20 protein-coding genes are annotated in these 24,470 nt (G+C 65.5%); 14 read left to right on the top strand and 6 right to left on the bottom strand.

What is annotated here, in order from left to right:
* Positions 1 to 22 precede the first annotated feature (22 nt).
* On the bottom strand, positions 23 to 1,951 hold the full coding sequence (locus CU669_RS10225) for a YgiQ family radical SAM protein (RefSeq protein WP_239988656.1): 1,929 nt from the start codon (positions 1,949 to 1,951) through the stop codon (positions 23 to 25).
* A gap of 127 nt (positions 1,952 to 2,078) precedes the next feature.
* Here CU669_RS10225 and CU669_RS10220 point away from each other — a divergent pair, with 127 nt between their 5' ends.
* Both CU669_RS10220 and CU669_RS10215 read left to right on the top strand, forming a co-directional pair.
* Positions 2,079 to 2,642: a TRAP transporter small permease subunit gene (locus CU669_RS10220; RefSeq protein WP_112144308.1), complete on the top strand. Its 564-nt coding sequence runs from the start codon at positions 2,079 to 2,081 to the stop codon at positions 2,640 to 2,642.
* Positions 2,639 to 4,108 carry a TRAP transporter large permease gene (locus CU669_RS10215; RefSeq protein WP_112144306.1) on the top strand — a complete coding sequence of 490 codons (1,470 nt, stop codon included), beginning with the start codon at positions 2,639 to 2,641 and terminating at the stop codon, positions 4,106 to 4,108. Before CU669_RS10220 ends, CU669_RS10215 begins: the two co-directional genes overlap by 4 nt.
* 57 nt (positions 4,109 to 4,165) lie before the next feature.
* On the opposite strand, the gene CU669_RS10210 is transcribed toward CU669_RS10215, so the two are convergent.
* Complete coding sequence (locus tag CU669_RS10210) at positions 4,166 to 5,254, bottom strand: TRAP transporter substrate-binding protein (RefSeq protein WP_112144304.1); 1,089 nt, start codon at positions 5,252 to 5,254, stop codon at positions 4,166 to 4,168.
* Between the two features lie 229 nt (positions 5,255 to 5,483).
* On the opposite strand from CU669_RS10210, the gene CU669_RS10205 reads away from it, so the two are divergent.
* The 4 genes from CU669_RS10205 to panE all read left to right on the top strand — a co-directional run bounded on the left by CU669_RS10205 (position 5,484) and on the right by panE (position 11,053).
* On the top strand, positions 5,484 to 8,054 hold the full coding sequence (locus CU669_RS10205) for an MMPL family transporter (protein WP_112144302.1): 2,571 nt from the start codon (positions 5,484 to 5,486) through the stop codon (positions 8,052 to 8,054).
* A complete protein-coding gene (hpnK, locus tag CU669_RS10200; RefSeq protein WP_112144300.1) occupies positions 8,051 to 8,914 on the top strand; it encodes a hopanoid biosynthesis-associated protein HpnK in 864 nt (287 codons plus the stop codon). The genes CU669_RS10205 and hpnK overlap by 4 nt, the downstream gene beginning before the upstream one ends.
* The gene (locus CU669_RS10195; RefSeq protein WP_112144299.1) at positions 8,911 to 9,885 is read left to right on the top strand and encodes a lysylphosphatidylglycerol synthase domain-containing protein; all 975 of its coding nucleotides are present in this window, start codon (positions 8,911 to 8,913) and stop codon (positions 9,883 to 9,885) included. The genes hpnK and CU669_RS10195 overlap by 4 nt, the downstream gene beginning before the upstream one ends.
* 244 nt (positions 9,886 to 10,129) lie before the next feature.
* Positions 10,130 to 11,053 (top strand): 2-dehydropantoate 2-reductase, encoded by a 924-nt coding sequence (gene panE / locus CU669_RS10190; RefSeq protein WP_322096897.1) that lies wholly within the window; start codon positions 10,130 to 10,132, stop codon positions 11,051 to 11,053.
* A 244-nt stretch (positions 11,054 to 11,297) separates the two neighbouring features.
* On the opposite strand, the gene CU669_RS10185 is transcribed toward panE, so the two are convergent.
* On the bottom strand, positions 11,298 to 13,013 hold the full coding sequence (locus CU669_RS10185; RefSeq protein WP_239988655.1) for a methyl-accepting chemotaxis protein: 1,716 nt from the start codon (positions 13,011 to 13,013) through the stop codon (positions 11,298 to 11,300).
* A gap of 175 nt (positions 13,014 to 13,188) precedes the next feature.
* Between CU669_RS10185 and CU669_RS10180 the strand changes: the two genes are divergently transcribed.
* The gene (locus CU669_RS10180; protein ID WP_112144296.1) at positions 13,189 to 14,985 is read left to right on the top strand and encodes a peptidase domain-containing ABC transporter; all 1,797 of its coding nucleotides are present in this window, start codon (positions 13,189 to 13,191) and stop codon (positions 14,983 to 14,985) included.
* A complete protein-coding gene (locus CU669_RS10175) occupies positions 14,982 to 16,577 on the top strand; it encodes an HlyD family type I secretion periplasmic adaptor subunit (protein WP_112144294.1) in 1,596 nt (531 codons plus the stop codon). Before CU669_RS10180 ends, CU669_RS10175 begins: the two co-directional genes overlap by 4 nt.
* A gap of 65 nt (positions 16,578 to 16,642) precedes the next feature.
* Here CU669_RS10175 and CU669_RS10170 read toward each other — a convergent pair whose 3' ends face one another.
* On the bottom strand, positions 16,643 to 17,461 hold the full coding sequence (locus CU669_RS10170; protein ID WP_239988654.1) for a hypothetical protein: 819 nt from the start codon (positions 17,459 to 17,461) through the stop codon (positions 16,643 to 16,645).
* A gap of 131 nt (positions 17,462 to 17,592) precedes the next feature.
* Here CU669_RS10170 and CU669_RS10165 point away from each other — a divergent pair, with 131 nt between their 5' ends.
* The 3 genes from CU669_RS10165 to CU669_RS10160 all read left to right on the top strand — a co-directional run bounded on the left by CU669_RS10165 (position 17,593) and on the right by CU669_RS10160 (position 20,750).
* Positions 17,593 to 20,244 carry a bifunctional acetate--CoA ligase family protein/GNAT family N-acetyltransferase gene (locus tag CU669_RS10165; protein WP_112144292.1) on the top strand — a complete coding sequence of 884 codons (2,652 nt, stop codon included), beginning with the start codon at positions 17,593 to 17,595 and terminating at the stop codon, positions 20,242 to 20,244.
* A 69-nt stretch (positions 20,245 to 20,313) separates the two neighbouring features.
* Positions 20,314 to 20,487, top strand: coding sequence for an antitoxin (locus tag CU669_RS21100; RefSeq protein WP_146747715.1), 174 nt, complete (start codon positions 20,314 to 20,316; stop codon positions 20,485 to 20,487).
* On the top strand, positions 20,478 to 20,750 hold the full coding sequence (locus CU669_RS10160) for a type II toxin-antitoxin system RelE/ParE family toxin (RefSeq protein WP_112144458.1): 273 nt from the start codon (positions 20,478 to 20,480) through the stop codon (positions 20,748 to 20,750). The genes CU669_RS21100 and CU669_RS10160 overlap by 10 nt, the downstream gene beginning before the upstream one ends.
* Before the next feature lie 61 nt (positions 20,751 to 20,811).
* On the opposite strand, the gene irrA is transcribed toward CU669_RS10160, so the two are convergent.
* Both irrA and gpt read right to left on the bottom strand, forming a co-directional pair.
* Complete coding sequence (irrA, locus tag CU669_RS10155; protein ID WP_112144290.1) at positions 20,812 to 21,231, bottom strand: iron response transcriptional regulator IrrA; 420 nt, start codon at positions 21,229 to 21,231, stop codon at positions 20,812 to 20,814.
* 130 nt (positions 21,232 to 21,361) lie between these two features.
* Positions 21,362 to 21,817 carry a xanthine phosphoribosyltransferase gene (gene gpt, locus CU669_RS10150; RefSeq protein ID WP_112144289.1) on the bottom strand — a complete coding sequence of 152 codons (456 nt, stop codon included), beginning with the start codon at positions 21,815 to 21,817 and terminating at the stop codon, positions 21,362 to 21,364.
* Between the two features lie 103 nt (positions 21,818 to 21,920).
* On the opposite strand from gpt, the gene CU669_RS10145 reads away from it, so the two are divergent.
* Genes CU669_RS10145 through gstA form a run of 3 tightly spaced genes read left to right on the top strand, consistent with a single transcriptional unit; the run spans position 21,921 to position 24,374 of the window.
* Positions 21,921 to 23,513 (top strand): gamma-glutamyltransferase family protein, encoded by a 1,593-nt coding sequence (locus CU669_RS10145; protein ID WP_112144287.1) that lies wholly within the window; start codon positions 21,921 to 21,923, stop codon positions 23,511 to 23,513.
* 23 nt (positions 23,514 to 23,536) lie between these two features.
* Entirely contained in the window at positions 23,537 to 23,755 is a 219-nt protein-coding gene (locus CU669_RS10140) for a hypothetical protein (RefSeq protein ID WP_112144286.1), read from the top strand.
* 13 nt (positions 23,756 to 23,768) lie between these two features.
* Positions 23,769 to 24,374 carry a glutathione transferase GstA gene (gene gstA, locus CU669_RS10135; protein ID WP_112144284.1) on the top strand — a complete coding sequence of 202 codons (606 nt, stop codon included), beginning with the start codon at positions 23,769 to 23,771 and terminating at the stop codon, positions 24,372 to 24,374.
* Positions 24,375 to 24,470: the final 96 nt, after the last annotated feature.

The following is a 24,470-nucleotide window of genomic DNA, read 5'->3' as shown; positions in this document are numbered from 1 at the left end:
AAGGCCCTGATCACGTTCGCATTTACGTTACATTACGACTTTGCCTATGCATAGCCCCGTGTGAGGCTTGGCCTCGCGGCACTAAATGCTGCTTGCCCGGCCCGATCAGGTCGCCGCGCCCCATGCGGATAAGGGCTTCGCGCAGGATCGGCCAGTTCTCGGGGTCGTGATAGCGCAGGAAGGCCTTGTGCAGGCGGCGCTGCCGCAAGCCCTTGGCGGAAAATACCTGACCGGATTCCCGCCGGATGGGGCGTAGCGGATCGTGGCCGCTGTGATACATGGCGGTGGCCAGCGACATGGGCGACGGCAGGAAGGTCTGGACCTGATCCAGCTTGAAGCCGTTCTTCTTCAGCCACAGGGCAAGGTTGAGCATGTCCAGGTCTTCGGTGCCGGGATGGGCGGCGATGAAATAGGGAATCAGGTAAAGCTTCTTGTCGGCCTTCCTGGCCGAGGCCTCGAACATGGATTTGAATTTCTCGTAGGCGCCGATGCCCGGCTTCATCATCTTGGACAGCGGTCCGTCCTCGGTATGCTCTGGCGCGATCTTGAGATAGCCGCCCACGTGATGACGGACCAGTTCGTCCACATAGGCCGGGCTGCGCACCGCCAGGTCGTAGCGCACCCCGGAACCGATGCTGACCCGGTCCACCCCCGGCACGGCGCGGGCGGCGCGGTAGAGCGCGATCAGCGGGTCGTGATCGGTCCCCAGGGTCTTGCAGATGTCGGGATAGACGCAGGACAGGCGGCGGCAGACCTTCTGGGTCTCGGGCTCGCGGCAGCCCAGCCGCCACATATTGGCGGTCGGCCCGCCCAGGTCCGAGATGGTGCCGGTGAATCCCGCCGTCTTGTCCCGGATCGCGCCGATCTCGCGCAGGATCGACCCTTGCGAGCGGTTCTGCATGATGCGGCCTTCGTGCTCGGTGATGGAGCAGAAGGAACAGCCGCCGAAACAGCCGCGCACGATATTGATGGAAAAGCGGATCATCTCCCAGGCGGGAATCTTGGCGGTTCCGTAACTGGGATGCGGCGCCCGGGCGTATGCCAAATCGTAGACCGCGTCCAGCTCCGCCGTTTCCAGCGGGATCGGCGGCGGCGCCACCCACAATTCCTTGTCGCCGTGGCGCTGGACCAGGGCGCGGGCGTTGAGCGGATTGCTTTCCTGATGCAGCACGCGCGACGCCTGGGCATAGAGCACCGGATCGGCCTGCACCTGTTCGAAGGACGGCAGCCGCACCACCACCTTGTCGCCCTTGGCATGGGCAATGGGCGCCTCGATATCGCTGGCGTCGATCTCCACATAGTCCTCGGGGACCGCGTTGCGGACGAAGGCGGTGCCGCGAATATCGGTCATGGATTTGGGCGCCTCGCCCGCCGCCGTCCGCTGGGCGATCTCGACGATGGCGCGCTCGGCATTGCCGAACACCAGGATGTCGGCCTTGGCGTCCATCAGCACCGAACGGCGCAGCTTTTCCGACCAGATGTCGAAATGGGCGATGCGCCGCAGGCTCGCCTCGATGCCGCCCAGGACGACCGGCACCTCCTTGAAGGCCTCGCGGCAGCGCTGGGCATAGACGATGACGGCGCGATCGGGCCGTTTGCCCCCCTCGCCGCCCGGCGTATAGCTGTCGTCATGGCGCAGGCGGCGGTCCGAGGTATAGCGGTTGACCATGGAATCCATGTTGCCCGCCGTCACCCCGAAGAACAGCCGGGGCCGCCCCAGCGCCTTGAAGGCCTCGGCGCTGTTCCAGTCGGGCTGGGCGATGATGCCGACGCGATAGCCCTTGGCCTCCAGCAGACGACCGACGATGGCCATGCCGAAGCTGGGATGGTCCACATAGGCGTCGCCGGTCACCAGGACGATATCGCATTCGTCCCAGCCGAGTCGGTCCATCTCGGCGCGGCTCATGGGCAGGAAAGGGGATGGCGAAACGCTGGCGCTGTTGATTTTCATGAGCACTACATAACATTAACGGAAACGGATTTCCGCAATGGCGGCCTTGCCGAGCCTGGATTACCATACTTCGTCATAGCAGGCAGCCAACACAAAAGTTGGCGCTTTCCATCGGGAGGATGGGCAGTTGAAACCACTTCTGTCACTGAGCGCGTTGATCGACCGGATCAACGAAGGGGTCGGGCAAGCCGTCAAATGGCTGATCCTGGTCATGGTGATCATCAGTTCCGGCAATGCCGCCGTGCGCTACATCTTCAACACCAGTTCCAATGCCTGGCTGGAGTGGCAGTGGTATCTGTTCGCGGCGGTGTTCCTGCTGTGCTCGGGCTATACCCTGCTGCGCAACGAGCATATCCGCATCGACGTGGTCTGCGGGCGTCTGTCGCGTAATAAGCAGATCTGGATCGACATCCTGGGGACCGTCTTCTTCCTGTTCCCCATGGTCATCCTGATCATGACCCTGTCCTGGCCCATGTTCATGAAGTCCTTCCTTCATAACGAGATGTCGGGCGATGCCGGTGGATTGCTGCGCTGGCCGGTCAAGCTGATGATCCCGGTCGGCTTCTTTCTCCTGCTGCTGCAAGGCACCTCTGAACTGATCAAGAAGATTGCCATCCTGACCGGCGATCGTCCCGATCCTGGCGAGCATGGACATCACCACCACACCTCCGCCGATGGAGAAGCCGTATGACCGCCTTCCTCATCGCCAATATGGCGCCGCTGATGTTCGCCGCCCTGGTGTGCTTCTTGCTGCTGGGCTATCCCGTCGCCTTCGCCCTGGCCGCCAACGGCATCGTGTTCGGCCTGATCGGCATGGATCTGGGCCTGATCAATTCCCAACTGTTCCAGGCGCTGCCCGAACGGGTGTTCGGCATCATGCGCAACGACACCCTGCTGGCCATCCCGTTCTTCACCTTCATGGGCCTGATCCTGGAGCGAAGCGGCATGGCCGAGGACTTGCTGGACACCATCGGCCAACTGTTCGGCCCCATTCGGGGCGGGCTGGCCTATGCGGTGATCTTCGTCGGCGCCTTGCTGGCGGCCACCACCGGCGTGGTGGCGGCCTCGGTGATCTCCATGGGTCTGATCTCGCTGCCCATCATGCTGCGCTACGGTTATGACCGCCGGGTGGCGGCGGGCGTCATCGCCGCGTCGGGCACCCTGGCCCAGATCATTCCGCCCTCGCTGGTGCTGATCATCATGGCCGATCAGTTGGGCAAGTCGGTGGGCGACATGTATGCCGGGGCCTTCATTCCCGGCTTCGTGCTGACCGGCCTGTATACGGGCTACATCTTCCTGGTCACCATGATCAATCCCAAGGCGGCCCCAGCGCTGCCGCTGGAAGCCCGCTCCTTGCGCGGCATGGCCCTGGTCATGCGTTCGATCACCTGCCTGATGCCGCCGCTGGTACTAATCTTCCTGGTCCTTGGCACCATCTTCCTGGGCATCGCCACCCCGACCGAGGGCGGTGCCATGGGGGCGGCCGGAGCGCTGATCCTGGCCATGAGCAAGCGCAAGCTGGAATGGTCGCTGCTGAAGCAGGCCATGGACACCACCGCCAAGCTGTCGTCCTTCGTGCTGTTCATCCTGGTGGGCTCGACGGTGTTCGGCCTGGTGTTCCGGGGCGTCAACGGCGACCTGTGGGTCGAGCATCTGCTGACCGGCCTGCCCGGCGGCAAGCTGGGCTTCCTGATCGTGGTCAATGCCCTGATGTTCGTGCTGGCCTTCTTCCTGGACTTCTTCGAGCTGGCCTTCATCCTGGTGCCGCTGGTGGGGCCGGTGGCGGAAAAGCTGGGCATCGACCTGATCTGGTTCGGCGTGTTGCTGGGCGTCAACATGCAGACCTCGTTCATGCATCCGCCCTTCGGCTTCGCCCTGTTCTATCTGCGCAGCGTCGCCCCCAAGGCCGATTACGTGGATAAGATCACCAACAAGATGACGGCCAGGATCACCACCGGCCAAATCTATTGGGGCGCGGTCCCCTTCGTGGTGATTCAGATCATCATGGTGGCGCTGGTCATCGCCTTCCCCGCCCTGGTGCTGAACAGTCTCGACCAAAGCGCGGTGGTCGATACCACCAAGATCCAGATCGAGGTCCAGCAAAACGATTACGGCGGCGCTGGCGGCATGTACGGCACCACCGACGAGAAGAAGTAACGAAAAAGCCCCGGAACCTTGGTTCCGGGGCTTCCTGTTTCGGAAGTGACGACCCGCCTATTTCTTCGGCAGGCCGTACATCATGAAGCTGTCGAATCCGGCTTCGGCGACGCGGAACCAGGAATGCTGCTCGGCGATGAAGGCCGTCCAGTGATCGAACACCTTCTTGAACGCCGGATTCTTGGCCGCTTCCTCGGCATAGGTTTCCTGCGCCGCGTGGTAACAGGCAACCATGATGTCCTTCGAGAAGGGCCGCAATTGCGTTCCGGCGCCGATCAGACGCTTCAGGGCGGGCGGATTGAGCACGTCGTACTTGGTCAGCATGTCCATATTGGTCTCGGCGCAAGCCGATTCGAACACCGCCTGATAATGCTTGGGCAGCTTGGCCCACTCGTTCAGATTGACCAGGACCGAGACGTTGGGGCCGCCTTCCCACCAGCCGGGATAGTAGTAGTAGGGCGCCACCTTGTTGAAGCCCAGCTTCTCGTCGTCATAGGGGCCGACCCATTCGGCGGCGTCGATGGTGCCTTTTTCCAAGGCGGGATAGATATCGCCGCCAGCGATCTGCTGCGGCACCACGCCCAGCTTGGTCAGAACCTTGCCGGCATAGCCGCCGATACGGAACTTCAGGCCCTTCAGATCCTCGACGGTCTTGATTTCCTTGCGGAACCAGCCACCCATCTGGGTGCCGGTATTGCCGCCGGGGAAGTTCATGATGTTGTAGGTCTTGAAGAAATCCCGCATCAACTGCAAGCCGCCGCCGTGATACAGCCAGGAATTCTGTTGGCGGGCATTGGTGCCGAACGGCATGGAGGCGTCGAAGCCGAAGGTGGCGTCCTTGCCCACATAGTAGTAGCTGACCGTATGGCCGCATTCCACGGTGCCATTCTGGACGGCATCAAGAACTTGCAGACCGGGAACGATTTCGCCACCGGCGAACACGCGAATCTGGAACTTGCCGTCGGTGGCCTCGGCCACCCGCTTGGCCAGGACTTCGCCGCCGCCATAGATAGTGTCCAGGCTCTTGGGGAAGCTGGAGGCAAGCCGCCATTTCACTTCTGGCATGGTTTGGGCGATGGCGGGCGCGGCGATGGTGCTGGCGGCCGCGCCGACGGCGGCGGTCGTCAAGAATTTCCGTCTTTGCATTGACGTCTCCTTGGGTGTCTTTTTTCGCCGGAAACTCCGGCTTTGATACTCAGTATCCTACAGCATGGGTATGCCAACGCAATCTGCAAGAGCCCAAGTCGATTCTCGGTCGAATTCGTCCTTCCTGCGGACCCGATCATGCCCAATAGCCTCACCAGAGGCTTGCTCTTGCCGCGCCATGCGGGCACAGTCCGGCCGACATTTTGAATTTCGGTGCCGGACGACCTTTATGTTGCGACGTTTAGCGGTTTTCATCGTGGACTGGTGTTGGCGGCACGCCTGGAGCGTGGTGCTGGCCGCCGCGGTCGCGTCCGTTCTGCTGGCGGTATACGCCGCCGGTCATCTCAGCATGGACACCGACGAGAACAAGCTGATTTCCAACGATCTGCCGTTTCGCAAGATGGAGCGCACCATCGATGCCGCCTTTCCGCAGCAAACCGAAAAGCTGGTGGTCATCCTGGACGGCCCCACCGCCGAACTGGCGGAAGAGGCGGTGGAAACCCTCAAGGAAGCCCTCGGGCACAGCAAGGGACTGATCGTCGCGGTGGAGCGTCCGCCGGAAGAGATGTTCTTCCGCCGCAATGGGTTGCTGTTCATGTCGCCCGCCGAACTGAGCGAGATCGCCGAGAAGCTGATCCAGGCCCAGCCCATGCTGGGCGCCATCGCCCGCGATCCCAGCCTGCGTGGGCTGCTATCCACCGTGGAGCTGATCCTGCAAGGCGTCGCCCATGGTCAGGCGCGGCCCGAGGATCTGGAACCGCTGTTCGCCGAATTGGACCGCGCCGCCGGCGCGGTGGCCACCGGCAAGCCGGTGGTTCCCATGGATTGGCAGTCGCTGATGGGCGGTGGTTCGCGCCGCGACCAGCCGCGCCGCTTCCTGCTGGCCCAACCCAAGCTCGATTTCGGGGCACTGGAATCCGGCGCCGAGGCCAGCGCCTTCATCCGCGACGCCGCCAAGCGCCTGAACCTGACGCCGGAGCACGGCTTCAGCCTGCGTCTGACCGGTCAGGTCGCCCTGACCGACGCCAATTTCGCCACCGTCAGCGAAGGCATGGAGATTTCCGCCCCGCTCTCGGTGGTCATGGTGGTGGGCCTGCTGTTCTGGGGCGTGCGTTCGGGGCGCGTGGTGGCCGCCATCATGCTCAGTCTGGTGTTCGGCCTGACCGCCACCGCCGCCTTCGCCGCCGCCACCGTCGGCAGCCTGAATCCCATTTCGGTGGCCTTCGCCGTTCTGTTCCTCGGCATCGCGGTGGATTTCGGAATCCAATTCGTCACCGCGTACCGGGCCGCCCGCTTTGAGAGCGACGACCCGGCCGCCGCCGTCTCCACCGCCGCTTCGGCCATGGCGGCGCCGCTCAGTCTGGCGGCCATCGCCACCGCCGTGGGCTTTCTGTCCTTCATGCCCACCGCCTATACCGGCGTGTCGCAACTGGGCCTGATCGCCGGCGGCGGCATGGTCATCGCCCTGGTGACGGACTTCACCTTGCTGCCCGCCTTGCTGGCCCTGTTGAAGCCGCTGCCGGAAAAGGAACCGGTAGGCCTCCCGTTGGCCGCAGCCGATAGCTGGCTGAAGCGCAACGCCAAGCCCATCGTCTGGGGGGCCGGTCTCCTGAGCCTGGTCGGCGCGGTGATGTTGCCGAGTCTGCCGCTGGATTTCGACCCGCTGCATCTGCAAGACCCCAAAGTCGAGGCGGTGGCGACCTTCCTGGAAATGGCCAAAGACCCGGATTCCGGCGTCTATGCGGTAGAAACCCTGGCGCCCTCGCTGGACGCCTCCGCCAAGATCGTGGCCCGGTTCGAGGCTCTGCCCCTGGTCCACCGGGTGATGACGGTCGAGGCTTTCGTCCCCGACAATCAAGACGAGAAGCTGGTCATCATCGGTGATCTCGCCGCCGTCCTCGGCCCGACCCTGTCGCCCGCCAAGACGCTGCCCGCCCCCACCGCCGATGACCTTCAAGCCGCCATCGCCAGGGTGGCGGCGCAGTTGGCCGCGGTGGCGCCCGACCATAAGCCGTCGCGAAGCCTTGCGGCCCATCTGGACAAGATCGCCACGGCGGGCCCCGATGCCTCGGTCAAGTTGCAAGGCGCCGTCGCCGGGATCGGCACGCTGGTCGGCAGCCTGCGCAATACCCTGAGCGCCGAGCCGGTAACGCTGGAAAACCTGCCCGAGGATCTGCGCCGGGATTGGATCGCCCCCGACGGCCGCACCCGCATCCGCGTCACGCCCAAGGAGGACATGGGCAGTCAGGAGGCGCGCAACCGCTTCGCCGAGGCCGTTCGCGGCGTGACGCCCCTGATCGCGGGCGCCCCCATCGCCATGGAGGAATCCGGCCGCGTGGTGATCCAGGCCTTCGCCATGGCGGGGACAGGCGCGCTGGTGGTGATCAGCCTGCTGCTTGGCCTGATGCTGCGCCGGGTGCTGGATTCCGTGCTGGTGGTGGCGCCGCTGGTCATGGGCGCCATGTGCACCGTTCTGGTGGCCAAGAGCATCGGTCTGGCGCTGAATTTCGCCAATGTCATCGCCCTGCCGCTGCTGCTGGGCATCGGCGTCGCCTTCAACATCTATTTCGTGGTCAACTGGCGCAACGGCGTCACCGAACACCTGCAATCGCCGACCACCCGGGCGGTGCTGTTCTCCGCCCTGACCACCGGGTCGGCCTTCGGCAGCCTGGCGGTGTCGCCCCATCTGGGCACCGCGTCCATGGGCATTCTGCTGTTCCTGTCCCTGGGGACTTCGGTGGCGGCGACCTTCGTGGTGCTGCCCGCCATCTTCCACCTGATCGGAAAGCCCAAGACGTGAGCAAGCGTCTGATCGTCACCGCCGATGATTTCGGCCGTTCCATCCCGGTCAACGATGCGGTGGAGGATGGCCACGTCAACGGCATCCTGACCGCCGCCAGCCTGATGGTGAACGAAGCGGCGGTGGAAGATGCGGTGGAGCGCGCCCGCCGTCTGCCCAGCCTGGGCGTCGGACTGCATGTGACCCTGGTGGACGGCGTTCCCGCCCTGCCGCCCTCGCGGATTCCCGATCTGGTCGGGGCGGACGGGCTGTTCACCCTGGATCTGGTCCGCCTCGGCATCGCCATCTTCTTCAGCCCCAAGACGCGGCGTCAGGTGCGCGACGAGATGCGGGCCCAGTTCGAGAAGTTCAAGGCCACCGGCTTGCCCCTGGCCTATGTGGATTTCCATCACCATTACCACCAGCACCCGACGGTCTTCGATCTGGTGCTGGATCTGGCGGTGGAATACGGCGCGCCGGGCATCCGCATTCCGTTCGAGCCGCCGCTGCTGTCCTACAAGGCGCGGGGCGACAAGCCGGGACTGCGGCTGATGAACGGCATCTTCCACTGGCGGCGGGCAGGGCGCATGCGCAAGGCGGCCAGGGCGAGGGGGCTGGTGATCAACGACCGCGCCTTCGGGCTGAACGACAGCGGCGCCATGACGGCCGAACGGGTCGGCTCGTTCATGGACGTGCTGCCCGACGGGCTGTCGGAAATCTACCTCCACCCCGCCACCCGCCACTGGGACTTGCGCCCCATGCCGCCCCATTATCTGGTGGCTGAGGAATACCAGGCCCTGACCGACGCCGCCAACCGCGCCAGGGTGCGCGATCTCGGCATCGAGCTCACCACCTTCGCCGCCGAGGCGCGGTTGGCATGAAAGCCGCCCTGCTTCGCGTCAGCCTGATAGCCGTCATCCTCGGACTGGCGTGGTGGTTGCGCGAAGGCTTCGGCGACGTCACGGGGGCGCTGGATGCCGCCGGATGGAGCGGCGTGATGATCCTGGCGGCCTACCACATCCTGCCGGTGGCGCTGTGCGGCCTGAGCTGGGCGGCGTTGCAATCGGGGCACCCGGCCTATCTCTTCATCCTGGGCCGTTGGATCAAGGACGGCGTCGGCGACTTGGCCGCCTTTGTCCCGCTGGCGGGCGAGGTGGCGGGCATCCGCATGATGGCCGGCCTCGGCATGCGGATCTCGGAAGCCAGCGCCGTCATGATCGTAGACGTCACCGCCGAAGCCATCGCCCAGGTCATCTTCAGCCTGCTGGGCGTCTCCATGTGGATGGTGAACTTTCCCAATTCCGAAGTGACCCGCTGGGCCTTGATGGCCCTTGCCATCAGCATTCCCGGCATCATCGCCTTCATCGCCCTGCAGAAATCCACGGTGATGCGGTTCCTGGAGACCTTGCCGTCCAGGCTGGCCCCCGGCACCTGGAGCGCCCCCGACGCCGAGGACGGCGTCCGGGCGGCCATCCACCTTCTCTACGACGACCGGCGCCGTCTCGCCCTGTCGGTATTCTGGCATGTGCTGGCCTGGGTCGCCGGAGCCGCCGAGGCCTGGATTGCCATGCAACTGCTGGGGCATCCCCTGGACCTGGACGACATCCTGGCCATGGAAAGCGTCATCTTCGCCATTCGCAGCGTCGCTTTCGTGGTCCCCGCCGCTATCGGCCTGCAGGAGGGTGGCTATGTGATCGTCGGCGCCCTGCTGGGCCTGCCGACCGAGCTGGCGCTGGCGCTGTCGCTGCTGAAGCGCGGCCGCGAACTGGTGCTGGGGCTGCCATCCCTGCTGGCGTGGCATTTCGTCGAGCACCATGGCGCCAAGGCCAAGGCGGACCGTCCCCGGGAATGAAAAAAGGGCCACCCCGTGGGATGGCCTTTTTCCAACTCCATTGAGTCCCTCAATCGCCGGGCGACAGGCCATCTCACTCGTATTGTCTATTCCGCAGCCGAGGTATCCCCGGCTGGTAGGTCCGTGCCGATTCTGAAGTGGCGGATCAGACCGTGCTCCCTCCTCCCCTTGCCGGGAGGGGGTTTTTCGTTGCCCGGCCCATTGGCCTCGGGTACCGTCGCCCAACTGGTAATACCGGAGATGGATGATGCGGATCTTGGTCTTGGGCGCGGGCGGAACCGGCGGCTATTTCGGGGGGCGACTGGCCGAGGCGGGGGCGGATGTCACCTTTCTGGTGCGGCCCAAGCGCGCCGCCAAGCTGGCCGAGACCGGCCTTGTCATCAAGAGCCCCACCGGCGATGCCACGCTGGCCGTGAAGACGGTCACCGCCGACAGCCTGTCTGGCACCTGGGATCTGGTGATCCTGAGCTGCAAGGCCTATGACCTGGACGATTCCATCGCCTCCATCTCTCCGGCGGTCGGCCCCCATACGCTGGTGCTGCCCATCCTCAACGGCCTCGCCCATTACGGCCCGCTGGACGCCGCCTTTGGCCGCGATCGGGTGCTGGGCGGGCTATGCCACATCTTCGCGACGCTCGGCCCCGAGGGCGAAGTGGTCATCATGGGAAAAATCCACCGCCTGACCTTCGGCGAGCGCGACGGCGACACCAGCCCGCGCACCGAGGCCATCGCCGCTGTCATGGCGAAGGCGGCGTTCGACAGCGTCCATAGCCCGATCCTGATGCAGGAGGCCTGGGAGAAATACACCCTGCTGGCCACCATGGCCGGAATGACCTGCACCATGCGGGCCGATATCGGCGCCATCATGGCCGCCGATGAGGGCGACGCCATCACACGGGAAATGTATGAGGAATGCGCGTCGGTCGCCGCCGCCGCCGGCCATGCCCCCCGTCCGGCGGCGCGGGAGCTGGCGCTGGGCTTCAACACCGATCCCAAATCGCGCCAGACCGCCTCCATGCTGCGCGATCTGGAAGCGGGAGGCCGCACCGAGGGCGAACACATCATCGGCCACATGGTGGACCGCGCCAAGGCGGTCGGCATGGCGACGCCGCTGCTGCGGGTCGCGCGCTGCCACCTTCAGGCCTATGAGGTCAAGCGGAGCCGGTGAGCGTCGTCTGCGGCCGAGGGCGGCCGCGCTCCCAACGCGCCTCGGAGCGCGGGCGCCTCGGAGCGCGGGCGCCTCGCCCCCCTAACAGGGTGCGGAAAAACGCCTTCCCGCCCCCTTTTTATCGTCACCCCCGCGCAGGCGGGGGTCCATACTGATGCAAGACTGGGCTTTAGCTACACGATATTGAGTGGCTGATGCATGGATTCCCGCTTTCGCGGGAATGACGGAGTTTTTCCGCACCCTGCTAAGCCGCTCGCACATTGCCCAGGAACTGGTCGATGGTTCCCTTCAGATTGGTGGACTGCAGGGCCAGCGACTGGGAGGCGTCGAGGACTTCCCGCGACGCCGCGCCGGTTTCGTCGGCCGCGGTCTGGACCTGGATCACGTTGCTGCTGACCTCGGTGGTGCCCGCCGCCGCCTGTTCGACGTTGCGGGCGATTTCCTGGGTGGCGGCGCTTTGAGCGTTGACGCCATCGGTGATCTCGGCGGAAATATGGCCGATCTCCTCGATGACATGGACAATGCTGCCGATGGTGTCCACCACCCGACGGGTCTGTTCCTGAATGGCGGTGATCTGCTGGCCGATCTCGCCGGTGGCCCGCGCCGTCTGATTGGCCAGGGTCTTGACCTCGTTGGCGACGACGGCGAAACCCTTGCCCGCGTCACCCGCCCTGGCGGCTTCGATGGTGGCGTTGAGCGCCAGCAGATTGGTCTGGGCCGCGATGTCGTTGATCAGGCTGACCACCTCGCCGATGCGCTGAACCGTCCCCGCCAGTTGGTTGACCGCCTCGCCCGCCTCGGAGGCCTGACCGACGGCATTGCGCGAAATCTCGCTGGAATGGGCCACCTGGCGGCCGATCTCGCTGATGGAGCTGGACAGTTCCTCGGCAGCGGCAGCCACCGTCTGAACATTGACCGACGCCTCCTCGGACGCCGCCGCCACGGCGGTCGCCTGATGGCTGGTCTGGGTAGCGGTGGAACTCATGGAGCCCGCGGTGGATTGCAATTGGCTGGCGGCGCTGGCCACCAGATGCACCATCTCGCTGGCGGCGTGATCGAAGTCATTGGTCAGCGCCTCGATGCGCGCGGCGCGCTGACGCTGGGCCTCGTCAGCCTTGCGCTGAGCCTCTTCCAATTCATGCTGGCGAATCAGGTTGGCACGGAAGACCGCCATGGCGGCCGCCATTTCTCCGACCTCGTCGGTGCGGCCCTGGGCCGGAATCTCGACGGCGGTATCGCCCTTGGACAGGGTTTCCATGGCCTTCGTCATGGCGGCCAGGGGCGGCACGATACTGGCCGTGGTCCGCTGGGCGATGAGAAAGGCGAGGCCGAGACCGACCGCCAGGGCGACGAAGCCTATGGTGACCATGGCGCCCACCATGGATTCCACGATCTGGGAATCCATATCGAGCATCTTGTGCTGATTGTCGATCATGCCGCCGGAACGCCGACCGTCAGTCCCCTTCTCGCCTTGCAGCAGAACCACCAGACGGCGGACCTTGGGAACCGCCTCGCCCACCAAGACCTCGACGGCTTCCTTGCTCTGGCCCAGAGCCTCGGCCTTGCCCTGCGCCGCCTTCAGTCCCAGCAACAGTTCGCGGGACTCTTTCCATAATTCCATATTACGGGGATTGGTGAAGCGCACCGCCAGCTTATCCATGGTCGCCATATCCTGGTCGATCTCCCGCCAGGAATCGGCACGCTCCACCTTGAAGCTGTCGTTGCCGGTCAGCAGATAGCCGCGCAGCGCCGCAAGGGAAGCGAACATCTCGCCCTCGATGGAGGTGCTGGTCTGCGCCACCGGCATGCGGAAGCCGATCACCCGCTCGGTGGCGGTGCGAACCCCGTTGGCCTCGTAGACGATGGTCCCCACCACCACCGCGATCAGCCCGCACAAGATCCCAAAGCCAAGCCACAGCCTTTGACCGATACGCATATTCGACTTGGATTCCGCAGCCATGACATCCCCCATTTTCCAAACCGCCCCAAGCGGCCGAGGTGACAAATATCAAATCATGGATATAACATCCATCATAATTCGTTACCGAATATCCCTCTCGTCTTATGGAAACAAGATCAAGCCCGCCAAATTTCCATTTGCATAACCGGTCGGCGCGGGCGCAAATCATGGGAATATGAGCACCGAGAAGAAATCTTGGCTAAAGCCGATCCTCGAGCCGCTGCGCCCCATGATGCGCGAGCTGCTGACGGCCTCGCTGTTCATCAATCTGATGGCCCTGGCCGTCCCCATCTTCGTGATGCAGGTCTATGACCGGGTGATCGGCCACAACGGCACCGCCACCCTCAAGGGTCTGGTGATCGGCGTCGCCTGCCTGCTGGCCTTCGACTGGATCATCCGCACCTCGCGCGGGCGCATCATGCAGACGGCGGCTTTGCGCATCGACGTGGAAATCGGCACCAAGCTGTTCGACAAGGTCATGCATCTGCCGCTCAGGACGTTGGAAAGCCGCCCGGCCTCGTTCTGGCAGACCCTGTTCCGCGACGTGGACGCCATTCGCAATACCGTGTCGGGCGCAACCGCGATCCTTTTGGCCGATCTGCCCTTCGTGATGATCTTCCTGGGCGTCATCTTCGTCATCGGCCGTCCGCTGGCGGTAGTGTTCCTGGTGCTGTTCGCCGCCTTCATCGTGCTGGCCTGGAAATCGGGCAACTCCATGGCCGAAAGCACCGGCAAGGAAAAGAACGTCCAGTCCGCCCGCGACAATCTGGTGGCCGAGATCATCGCCGGACGCGGCACCGTCAAGGCGGTGGCCCTGGACCGCGCCATTCGCCCCCTATGGGAGGAGCGTCAGGCCGGCACCATCGAACAATCCATCCACCGAGGCGCCAGCGCCGACGCCTTTGTCAATGTGGGCCAGATGCTGACCCAGTTGGGCAGCGCGGCGCTGACCACGGTGGGCGCCATCTTCATCATGGACCACGAGCTGAGCATGGGCGCCCTGGTGGCCTGCAACATGCTGTCGTCGCGCCTTTACGGTCCCATCAACCAGCTGGTGGGCGCCTGGAAGACCTTCTCGTCATTCCGCCAGTCGGTGGAGCGCCTGGGCGAGGTCTTCGCCGAGCCGGAGGAGCGCCGCGAAAGCGCCATCAAGCGCGAGCGTCCCAGCGGCCTCATCACCCTGGAAGACATCTCCTTCGCCTATGACCAGAAGAGTCAGGCGGCCTCGGCCATCGACCGGCTGGAAATCCGCCCCGCCGGAATCACCGCCATCCTGGGGCGTAACGGCAGCGGCAAGACCACCCTGCTGAAGATCATCCTCGGCCTCTATCACCCGGCCAAGGGGCGCGTGCTGCTGGACGGCTCGGACATCGCCCAGTTCACCCGCGCCGAACTGGCGGGCTGGATGGGTTATGTGCCGCAGGAATGCGTGCTGTTCAACGCCTCCATCCGCGACAACATCGCCTATGGCGCGCCGGGCTGCACCGACGAGGCCATCCTGGCCGCCGCCCAGATCGCGGGCGTCCACCAATATATCGTCGACCTCCCCGACGGCTACGGCACCTCCATCGGCGAGGCGGGATCGCGGCTGTCGGCCGGTCAGCGCCAGCGCATCGCCATCGCCCGCGCCCTGATCGGCGATCCGCCCGTGCTGCTGCTGGATGAGCCTTCCGCCAGCCTGGACCGCCAGGCCGAGGAAGACCTGCGCGCCACCCTGGCCGAACTGGCCAAGACCCATACCGTCATCGTCGTCACCCACAGCCCCGTCCTGCTGCCCATCTGCCGCGATGTGGTGGTGCTGGACAAGGGCGCGGTGGCGGCGGCCGGTCCCGCAGCCGAGACCCTGCAACGGCTGTTCGGCGTGCGCCCCGCCGCGCCGCAGCCGACAGCGCCGGTTCCCCAGGGAATCAGCACCCAGGCCGCCGCGCCCTTGGGCTCGGGCATCCGCATCGGCGTCGGAGGCGGCCAATGACCGGCCAACCCGCGCCTACCGCTCCGCCGCAGATCACCCAAGAGCAGATGATGCAGATGCTGGGCGCCATGGGAGGCGGTGGAGGTCCGCCGGGCGGACCGCCCGGACCGCCGCCCTCCACCATTCGCCAAGTCCTGGATCGCCTCGGCGCCTTGGGCCGCTTCGTGGTCTGGCTGTTCGCGGCGCCGGAAGGGGGAAAGCGGCGCGGTGTGATCCGCGCCGTCATCGACTGGTTCCTGCCCTCCATGCGGCCCATCGAACCGGCGCCGCAGCAGGACTATCACGCCCCCGAACACGGCGCCCGCCTGTACCGGCTGGCCAATTCCTATCCGCTGCCCACGTGGCGGCCCATGGCCCGCGTGGTCATGACCCTGACCGGCATCTTCATCGTCTGGGCCATGGTCGCCCAGTTGGACGAGGTCGCCGTGGCCGAGGGCGAAGTGGTGCCCGAGGGCAAGGTCAAGGTCATCCAGCACCTGGAAGGCGGCACCATCCGCGAGATCCACGTCTCCGACGGCGACGAGGTCAAGGAGGGCACGCCGCTGATGCAGATCGAACTGCCCGTCAGTTCGCTCAACAAGGATGAGCTCCAGGTTCGCCTGGACGGCTATATCCTCCAGCGCGCCCGGCTCCAGGCGGAATTGACCGGCGAGGCGCTGGTCTTTCCCGAGGCCGAGGCCAAGCGCCAGCCCGCCCTGGTGGAATCCGAGCGCCGCTCCTACGAGGCCCGCAAACAGGCCCTGAAGGCCTCGCAGTCGGTGCTCCAGGACCAAGTGCGCGGCAAGGGTCTGGAAGTGCTGGAATACGAGACCAAGCAGCGCTCCATCACCACCAGCCTGCGGCTGGCCCAGGAACGCTTCACCATGTCCAAGGATCTGGTCAAATCCGGGCTGGCGTCGCGCATGGACCACGTCCAGATGGAAAGCCAGGTGGAAGACCTCAAGGGGCAGTTGGAATCCATCCACGCTTCCATTCCCCGCGCCCAGGCCTCCCAGCAGGAAGCCAAGTCGCGCTTGGAGGAGGAACAGGCCCGCTTCCAGCGCACCGCCCAGGGCGAGATGTCGGAAGCCGAGCTGAATATCGCCCGTCACAAGGAACTGCTGACCCAGGCCACCGACCAGCAGCGGCGCACCGCCGTGCTCAGCCCCATCGACGGCATCGTCAAGAACATGCGCTCCAACACCATCGGCGGCGTGGTCAAGCCGGGCGACCCCATCATGGAAATCGTGCCGCTGCACGAACGGCTGCAGATGGATGCGCGGCTCAGCCCCATGGATCGCGGCTATGTCCAGTTGGGCCAACGGGCAACCGTCAAGATCAGCGCCTATGACTACACCACCTATGGCGGATTGGAAGGCGACGTGATCCTAGTCGCGCCCGACACCACCATCCCCCAGACGCCCAACGCCCAGCCCTATTACCGGGTGGTGGTACAGACCGACCGGGCCTATATCGGCGAGGAATCGGCCAAGCGCCTGATCAGCCCCGGCATGCAGGCCACGGTGGAAATCCATACCGGCACCCGATCGGTGATGGAATTCCTGGTCAAGCCGGTGTTGAAGCTGCGGCACGAGGCGTTCCGGGAACGGTAGAGCGGGAGCGGTCTGGAAGCCCGCGCTCCAAGTCATACTGGGGGCGCGGCCGTCCCGGCCGCAAATCAGCCCTTCAGGCCCTGGATGATCTTGTCGACGCCCCGAAAGGCGGCGGCCAGTTCCACATGGGCCTCGCGCATGGCCGCCGGGTCGGGGCACGGATTGCCGCCGATGCGGTTGGCCTGAAGCATGCGCAGCGCGGCGGCGAAGGACTGGCCCTTGACGAAATTGGCCACATAGCGCACCGCACTGTAATGGACCGAAAGATGGCTCGCCTGCTTGTCGTTGAGCAGATGCAGCGATGCCTGGGCAGCGCGCCAGCCCGTATCCATGTCGGCCAGCGCCGCCACGGCCGAGACGAAGGAAACACCGGCTTCGGCATTGGGGGGGACCGGCACCGCCTCGAAGGCCTGACGCCGAGCTTCCAATTCCACCCCCAGAATTGAACGCACCGCCGCCAGACGGCGGTCCTCGTCGCGCTGATAGAGCGATTTGGCCACCACGGTGCCGGTCCAGCCGGCAATGGCGGCGCCCAGCACCAGCATCAGCGCCGACAGCCAACCGGCTGGCATGCTGAAGGCATCCATGGACATGGCGGGAGTCGGAGCGGCCAGTGGCGGTGGTGGTGGCGGCGGCGGCGGGGCCGCCACCACGGGAACCGCCGGTGCGGGCGGCGGCTCTGAAATCACGACGGGAGCCGCGACCGGCGGCGGGGCCTCCATGGTCCGCACGGCCTGGAACCCGGGAGTCTCCTCGACGGGCGACGCTACGGCGGCGGCGGGCAGCGGCTGCGCCAAGGCGGGCGGCGGGGCTTCGTCGGCCGCCTTGGCCGGAGCCGCGAAGCCCAGGAACATCGCCACCAGATAAAAAGCCGCGTACCGCATGAAACCACCGCATTTCAAATCAGACAGGACCATCGCCGCCGAACCATAGACCATGGCGGAGCGGACTTAAAGGCCCGCGCCCGCACTTCCTCCTTGCATTTTTCGCCGCCCGAGGCCAGACCGGAAGCACCATGAGCATTCGCAATCTCTCCTATCTTTTCGAACCCACCTCCGTGGCCGTCATCGGCGCCTCGGACCGGCCCCGCTCGGCGGGAGCGGTGGTCATGCGCAACCTGCTGGCGGGCGGCTTCAAGGGGCCCATCATGCCGGTGCATCCCCGCCATCGCGCCGTGGCCGGCGTGCTGGCCTATCCCAACGTGGATTCCTTGCCGCTGCCGCCCGATCTGGCGGTGCTGTGCGCGCCGGGCGCGGTGGTTCCCGCCATGCTGGAGTCGCTGGGGCGCATCGGAACCCGCGCCGCCGTGGTCATCGCCGCCGACGCCGACAAGGATGCCATGAAAGCCGCCGCCGCCCCGCATCACCTGCGGCTGCTGGGGCGCGGCAGCTTGGGCGTGCTGGTGCCACGTATCGGACTGGACGCCAGCTTCTCCCATATCTCGGCGCTGCCGGGAAAAGTGGCGCTGGTGTCCCAGTCGGGCGCGCTGTGCAGCGCCGTGCTGGACTGGGCGCGGCCGCGCGGCATCGGCTTTTCCCATTTCGTCAGCCTGGGCGAAAGCGACGACATCGACTTCGCCGATGTCATGGATTATCTGGCCAACGACGATCAGACACGGGCCATCCTGCTCTACATCGAATCCATCGGAGCCCGGCGCAACTTCATGGCCGCCGCCCGTGCCGCCGCCCGCAACAAGCCGGTGCTGCTGGTGCGCGCCGGAGGGGTTCCCGACGACCACCAGTTGGGAACCTTCCTGTCGGAAGCCCTGGCGCGGCCGGAGGACGCCTTCAACGCCGCCATCCGAAGGGCGGGCGCGCTCAGGGTGAACGACATCAACGAGTTGTTCGGCGCGGTGGAGACCCTGGCGCGGGCCAAGCCCATGAAGGGCAACCGGCTGGCCATCCTGTCCAACGGCGGCGGCACCGCCATGATGGCCAAGGCCGAGATGGGCGATCCCGACGGCGGCCAGATCGCCGAGCTTTCGGAAGAAACCCTGCGCAAGCTGGCCGCCCTGATGCCGCGCGGCTGGACCGCAGACGATCCGGTCGATCTCGGCGTCGACGCCCTTGGCAAGCGTTACGCCGAGACCCTGCGCGTCCTGATCGAGGCCGAAGAGGTGGACGCCATCCTGGTGGTCCATGCCCCCAATGCCATGTCCGACCCGGTCGAGGCCGCCCAGTCGGTGATCGATACCCAGCGCCGCTTCGGCGGCGCCGTGCTGACCTCCTGGGTCGGCGAGGAAGCGGTGGCGCCCGCCCGCAAGCTGTTCGCCGAGGCGGGCCTGCCCACCTATGACACTCCCGGCCGCGCCGTCCGCGCCTTCCGCCATCAGGTCAACTATCAGCGCAATCAGGACATGCTGATGGAAACGCCGCCCGCCCATTTGGCCGGTGTCGCCGCCGCCAAGGGAACGGCGCGGCTGATCGTCGAGCGCGGCCTGACCACGCCGGGCGGCCTGCTGAACGAGCCCGACGCCAAGGCCATGCTGAGCGCCTATGGCATTCCGGTGCAGCCCTCCCTCCTGGCCAAGACCGTGGACGATGCCGTCAAGGCCGCCGAGACCCTGGGCTATCCGGTGGCGCTGACCCTGGCGGCGGCCGATCTGGCGCGCAAATGGGATATCGGCGGCGTCGCCCTAAATCTGGAAACCGCCGAGGCGGTGCGCCAGTCGGCCGAGGGCATCCTGCGGCGGGTCAAGACGCAGCGCCCCGGCACCAAGGTCGAGGGCTTCACCGTCCAGACCATGGTGTTTCGCCCCCATGCCCGCCAGTTGGTGGCCGGTATCGCCTGCGATCCGCTGTTCGGACCCGTCCTGGTGTTCGGCGAAGGCGGCCGCGCCGTCGAGGTGGTCCGCGACCACACCGTCGGTCTGCCGCCCCTGAACCTGCCGCTGGCCAGGGGTGTGATCGCCCGGACCAGGGTGTCGCGCCTGCTGAACGCCACCGGCGCCCGCCCGGCCGCCAACCGCGACGCCATCGCCGAGGTGCTGGTGCGGTTGTCCTCCATGCTGGTGGACAACCCGGAAATCGTCGCCTGCGACATCAATCCGCTGTTCGCCGACGAGAACGGGGTGCTGGCGCTGGACGCCCGCATCCGGGTCGCCCCATGGGAAGACACCGATCTGCGCCACTTCTCCGTCCTGCCCTATCCGGCGGAATTGGAGGAACCGGCGCGGCTGCACGACGGATCGAACGTGACCCTGCGCCCCATCCGCCCCGAGGATCAGCCCGCCCATGCCGACCTGATGGGCCGCATGACGCCCCAGGATCTGCGGCTGCGCTTCTTCGGCCAGGTGCGCCAGATCCACCATCACCAGATGGCGCGCCTCACCCAGATCGACTACGAGCGGGAAATGGCCTTCATCGCCAGCCGCCTGGGCAAGGACGGCCAGCCGGAAACCCTGGGCGTGGTGCGCACGGTCACCGACCCCGACAACCAACGGGCCGAACTGGCGGTGCTGGTGCGCTCCGACATGAAGGGAACCGGCCTGGGCTCCATGCTGATGGACAAGATCATCCGCTATCAGAAAAGCCGGGGCACCAAGGCCATCTACGCCCAGATCATGGCCGAGAACAGCGCCATGGTCCGCCTCGCCCTCAAATGCGGTTTCCTGCGCCAGAAGTCCGACGATCCCGACGTGGTGGAAGCGGCGTTGGAACTGGAATAGCGGAATATCTGGCGGGCGGAGACCCGCTGCTGATATGATATGGGTGCATTCCATTCCGAGGATACGACCTTGGCCGAGCCAGCCTCAATATTCGACGTCGACGACGCGGCAGTTGAAGAACAGGCGCTGCGTGAAGCGGAAGCGCAATTGGACAGTGGTCACGGCATATCCCATGTCCGTGTAACCTCTTGGCTTACCGAACTGGCGAAGGGCAACAAACTGCCACCGCCCACATGCGAATAGCCTGGTCACCGTCGGCGCTTCGCGATTTCGCACGAATTTACGATTATATCTCAGCCTTCAATCCCATGGCCGCTTGCGAGATGGCGGAGCGCTTGCGCGATGCCGCCGATTCCCTTCGGGATTTTCCGGAGCGAGGCCGCCCAATCGCCCAAGGCCGACGGGAATTGCCTGTGATCTGGCCGTATGTGATCCGTTACCGCATCAAGGAAGCGACGGTGCAGATACTTCGAGTGCGCCACGGACGGCAACATCCATTGTCCTGAACGAAAAAGGGCGCCCCAAGGGACGCCCCGTTCCGGTTCGCTCACAAGAGAGGTGGGCGGTTCAGCCGTCCACCCGGACGATGACCTCGACCCGGCTGATATTCAGACCGGCGGGGGCATCTGGAATCTTGGACACGGCGATCAGCTCGGCCGGGATATCGCACAGCTTGCCACTCTTCTCGTAGAAGAAGTGGTGGTGATCGCTGGTATTGGTGTCGAAATAGGACCGCCCGGCATCCACCACGATCTCGCGCAGCAGACCGGCATCGGTGAACTGATGCAGCGTGTTGTACACGGTGGCCAGCGACACCCGGATATTGCTGGACAGCGCCTCGGTGTGCAGTTGCTCCGCCGAGATATGGCGATCACAGCCGTCGAACAGAAGACGGGCCAGCGCCAGACGCTGGCGAGTCGGACGCAGCCCCACGGCGCGAAGCCGGTCAAGCGCCTGACTGTAGGGACGGACGGTGATCATCGTCATGGGTGGCGACCCTTTATCAGTGAAGACTCTAATTGATCTATCTCAACGCTATCATAGAGCTGTTCGAATTTGGAAGTGCAATAATGCCTGAAAATGTAAGGAATAGAAGCTTCGACTTCCGTATATAGGCTCAGACGCGATCCGGCGCATCCCATGGAAAGATGAGCCAGACGTCCTGGTCCATTTCCGATACATAGGAATCCACAAGCCGTCGCCCGGCCGGTTTGGCGTACAAGGTGGCATAGTGGGCGGCGGGAAGCATGGCGCGGACCGCCCGCGCCGTCGCCCCGGTATCGACGAGGTCATCCACCACCAACCATCCGGCGCCGCTGCCCTCGATCCGCTTCAGAATCGACATCTGCTGGCGGGTGCCGTCGCCATAGCTGGCGATGCAGATGGTGTCCACATGGCGAAGTTCCAACTCGCGGGCCAGCACGGCCGCCGGAACCAGACCACCGCGCGCCACCGCCACGATCCCCAGGAAAGGGCCTTTCGACTTGAGCATCCGGGCCAGGGCTCTGGCATCATGATGGATTTCCTCCCAGCCGATGGCGCGCGTGGATTGGAAGGCGGGATCGAGTTCCATGAATTCTCTCGGGTGGAAGGACGGTCGCTACGACCACTCTGGACGGCGACGGTCATTTTCGCAACAATCGCCCGCAATCGGCGCCGAAGGACAGCCCCCCGAAATGTTGCAGTCACCCATGGCCCATCGCGGCATGGTCACCTCGCCCCACCATCTGGCCTCGCAGGCGGGATTGGCGGTTCTGCGCGACGGCGGCACCGCCATCGAGGCGGCCATCGCCACCGCCGCCATGCTGTGCGTGGTCTATCCCCACATGACCGGACTGGGCGGTGATGCCTTCTGGCTGATCGCCGAGCCGGGCAAGCCGCCCGTCTCCATCGACGGATCCGGGGCCTCGGGGGCCAAGGTCGACGTCGATCTGTATCGCCGCCGAGGGCTCGGCGCGGTGCCGACACGCGGCCCCCTGTCCGCCAACACGGTGGCGGGCGCCGTTTCTAGCTGGCAGTTGGCGCTGGATGTGTCGGCCCATTGGAGAGGCACCCTGCCGCTGTCGCGCTTGTTCGAAGACGCCATGGACACCGCCTTGAACGGCTTCGCGGTCAGCGCCCACCAGTCGGCGGCGAGCTTGCGCAACATGGCTGCCTTGAAGGATCAGCCGGGATTCGCCGACCAGTTCCTGGTCAAGCGCAAGCCGCCGCCCGCCGGAACACTCCTGCGCCTACCCGCCCTGGCCGAAACCTTCAGGCGATTGGCCGCGGTCGGCTTGGACGACTTCTATCGGGGCGAGATCGGGCGCGCCAACGCCGCCGGGCTGGCAGCCGCGGGCAGCCCCCTGCGGGCCGAGGACTTAGCCCGCCACCGGGGTATGCGGCGCAGGCCGCTGTCGCTGGGCATCCCCAGTGGCACTTTGTTCAACACCGCGCCGCCCACCCAGGGTCTGGCCTCGCTGATCCTGCTGGGCCTGTTCCAGCGCCTGAACGTCACCGAGGCCGAGGGCTTCGACCATATCCACGGCCTGATCGAGGCCGCCAAGCTGGCCCACGGCGTGCGCGACGCCCATGTGACCGACCCGGCACGCATGTCGGTGCATGCCGCGACCTATCTGACCGATGGCGTGTTGAACCACATGGCCGCCGGGATTGACCGCCAGCGCGCAAGTCCGACCGTTGGCGATGGAACCGACGGCGATACCGTCTGGCTGGGGGTCGTGGATGGCCAAGGCCGCTCGGTCAGCTATATCCAAAGCCTGTTCCACGCCTTCGGCTCTGGTGTGACCCTGCCAGACACCGGCATCGTCTGGCAATGCCGAGGCTCCTCGTTCAGCCTGGACCCCAATCATCGCAATGTCCTGGAACCGCGCCGTCGGCCGTTCCACACCCTGTCGCCCGGCCTGGCGCGGCTGCGCGACGGACGCACCATGGTCTATGGCACCATGGGCGGCGATTCGCAGCCCATCGTCCAGGCGGAAGTCTTCACCCGCGCCGCCTTGTTCGGCCAAGGCCTGCAACAAGCGGTCTCGGCGCCGCGCTGGGCGCTGGGCCGCGCCCTGGACGGCACGCCCGGATCGGGGATTCAGGTCGAGGCCCGTCTCGACCCGGCCCTGGTCCAATGCCTGCGCCAAGCCGGTCATGATATACAGGTGGTGGGCGACTGGGATTCACTGCTGGGTCATGCGGGCGCCCTGTGCCGCCGGGCGGACGGGATGATCGAGGGCGCCGCCGACCCCCGCTCCGACGGATCGGTGGCAGGATATTAGGTAAGCAAGAAAGGACCGCTGAATTGGCTGATATCACCCTCAAGGTCGTGGCCGACGTCTTCGCCCAGGGCCGCGAAATCATGGATACCGGCGTCGCCATGATGGGCCTGGAAGGCGACAACGCCTTTTGCGGCAATTGCGGCCGCGAGATGATGCACATGGTTCCCATCAGGACCATGGCGGTGAAGCTGCTCTATCGGTGCAGCTGCGGCGCGCTGAACGAAGTTCCCACGGATTCGTGATCGGAGACCCCCCATGAAGCTCTATTACAAGCAAGGCGCCTGTTCGCTCTCCACCCATATCGCCCTCCATGAGTCCGGCCTCGCCTTCGACATCGAGGCGGTGGATCTGGTGGCCAAGAAGACGGAGTCCGGCGCCGACTTCCTCGCCATCAACCCCAAGGGCTATATCCCCGCCCTGGTCCTGGACGACGGCACCACCTTGACCGAGGGCGTCGCCATCGCCCTGGCCATCGCCGCCATGGCGCCCAACAAGAATCTGGCCCCCGCCGCCAGCACGCCGCAATACCTGAAGCTGGTGGAATGGATGATCTTCATCGCCACCGAACTGCACAAGACCACCGGCGCCCAGTTCAATCCGGCCATGCCCGACGAGGGCAAGGCGGCGCTGAAGACGGTTCTGGTCCGCCGCCTGGACTATGCCGACAAGGCGGTGGGCAACGGCCCCTTCGTCATGGGCGAGACCTTCACCGTCGCCGACGGCTATCTGTTCACGGTGTTTTCGTGGCTGCCCCGCATCGGCATGGATGTGAGCGCCTGGCCGAACCTTGTCGCCCATTCCGCCCGCGTCAAGGCACGACCCGGCGTACAGGCGGCGCTGAAGGCGGAAAAGCTGATCTAGGACGCTTTTCGCGGGCATCCTGCCCGCTCTATTTCTCAGATTCCGCAACGACAAAAGGGCCTGCGGAAAACCGCAGGCCCTTAAATCTCGTCGACC

The organism is Paramagnetospirillum kuznetsovii (assembly GCF_003284725.1).
Taxonomy (GTDB): domain Bacteria; phylum Pseudomonadota; class Alphaproteobacteria; order Rhodospirillales; family Magnetospirillaceae; genus Phaeospirillum; species Phaeospirillum kuznetsovii.
The sequence above is the reverse complement of the archived record's forward strand: the minus strand, read 5'-3'. Positions and strand labels throughout refer to the sequence as shown.

What these genes read in the sequence shown, in the direction of transcription:
- CU669_RS10225 (WP_239988656.1), bottom strand. Translation starts at nt 1,951, where the DNA reads ATGAAAATCAACAGCGCCAGCGTTTCGCCATCCCCTTTCCTGCCCATG.
- CU669_RS10215 (WP_112144306.1), top strand. Translation starts at nt 2,639, where the DNA reads ATGACCGCCTTCCTCATCGCCAATATGGCGCCGCTGATGTTCGCCGCC.
- CU669_RS10210 (WP_112144304.1), bottom strand. Translation starts at nt 5,254, where the DNA reads ATGCAAAGACGGAAATTCTTGACGACCGCCGCCGTCGGCGCGGCCGCC.
- CU669_RS10205 (WP_112144302.1), top strand. Translation starts at nt 5,484, where the DNA reads ATGTTGCGACGTTTAGCGGTTTTCATCGTGGACTGGTGTTGGCGGCAC.
- CU669_RS10195 (WP_112144299.1), top strand. Translation starts at nt 8,911, where the DNA reads ATGAAAGCCGCCCTGCTTCGCGTCAGCCTGATAGCCGTCATCCTCGGA.
- panE (WP_322096897.1), top strand. Translation starts at nt 10,130, where the DNA reads ATGATGCGGATCTTGGTCTTGGGCGCGGGCGGAACCGGCGGCTATTTC.
- CU669_RS10185 (WP_239988655.1), bottom strand. Translation starts at nt 13,013, where the DNA reads ATGGCTGCGGAATCCAAGTCGAATATGCGTATCGGTCAAAGGCTGTGG.
- CU669_RS10180 (WP_112144296.1), top strand. Translation starts at nt 13,189, where the DNA reads ATGAGCACCGAGAAGAAATCTTGGCTAAAGCCGATCCTCGAGCCGCTG.
- CU669_RS10175 (WP_112144294.1), top strand. Translation starts at nt 14,982, where the DNA reads ATGACCGGCCAACCCGCGCCTACCGCTCCGCCGCAGATCACCCAAGAG.
- CU669_RS10170 (WP_239988654.1), bottom strand. Translation starts at nt 17,461, where the DNA reads ATGCGGTACGCGGCTTTTTATCTGGTGGCGATGTTCCTGGGCTTCGCG.
- CU669_RS10165 (WP_112144292.1), top strand. Translation starts at nt 17,593, where the DNA reads ATGAGCATTCGCAATCTCTCCTATCTTTTCGAACCCACCTCCGTGGCC.
- CU669_RS10160 (WP_112144458.1), top strand. Translation starts at nt 20,478, where the DNA reads ATGCGAATAGCCTGGTCACCGTCGGCGCTTCGCGATTTCGCACGAATT.
- irrA (WP_112144290.1), bottom strand. Translation starts at nt 21,231, where the DNA reads ATGACGATGATCACCGTCCGTCCCTACAGTCAGGCGCTTGACCGGCTT.
- gpt (WP_112144289.1), bottom strand. Translation starts at nt 21,817, where the DNA reads ATGGAACTCGATCCCGCCTTCCAATCCACGCGCGCCATCGGCTGGGAG.
- CU669_RS10145 (WP_112144287.1), top strand. Translation starts at nt 21,921, where the DNA reads ATGTTGCAGTCACCCATGGCCCATCGCGGCATGGTCACCTCGCCCCAC.
- gstA (WP_112144284.1), top strand. Translation starts at nt 23,769, where the DNA reads ATGAAGCTCTATTACAAGCAAGGCGCCTGTTCGCTCTCCACCCATATC.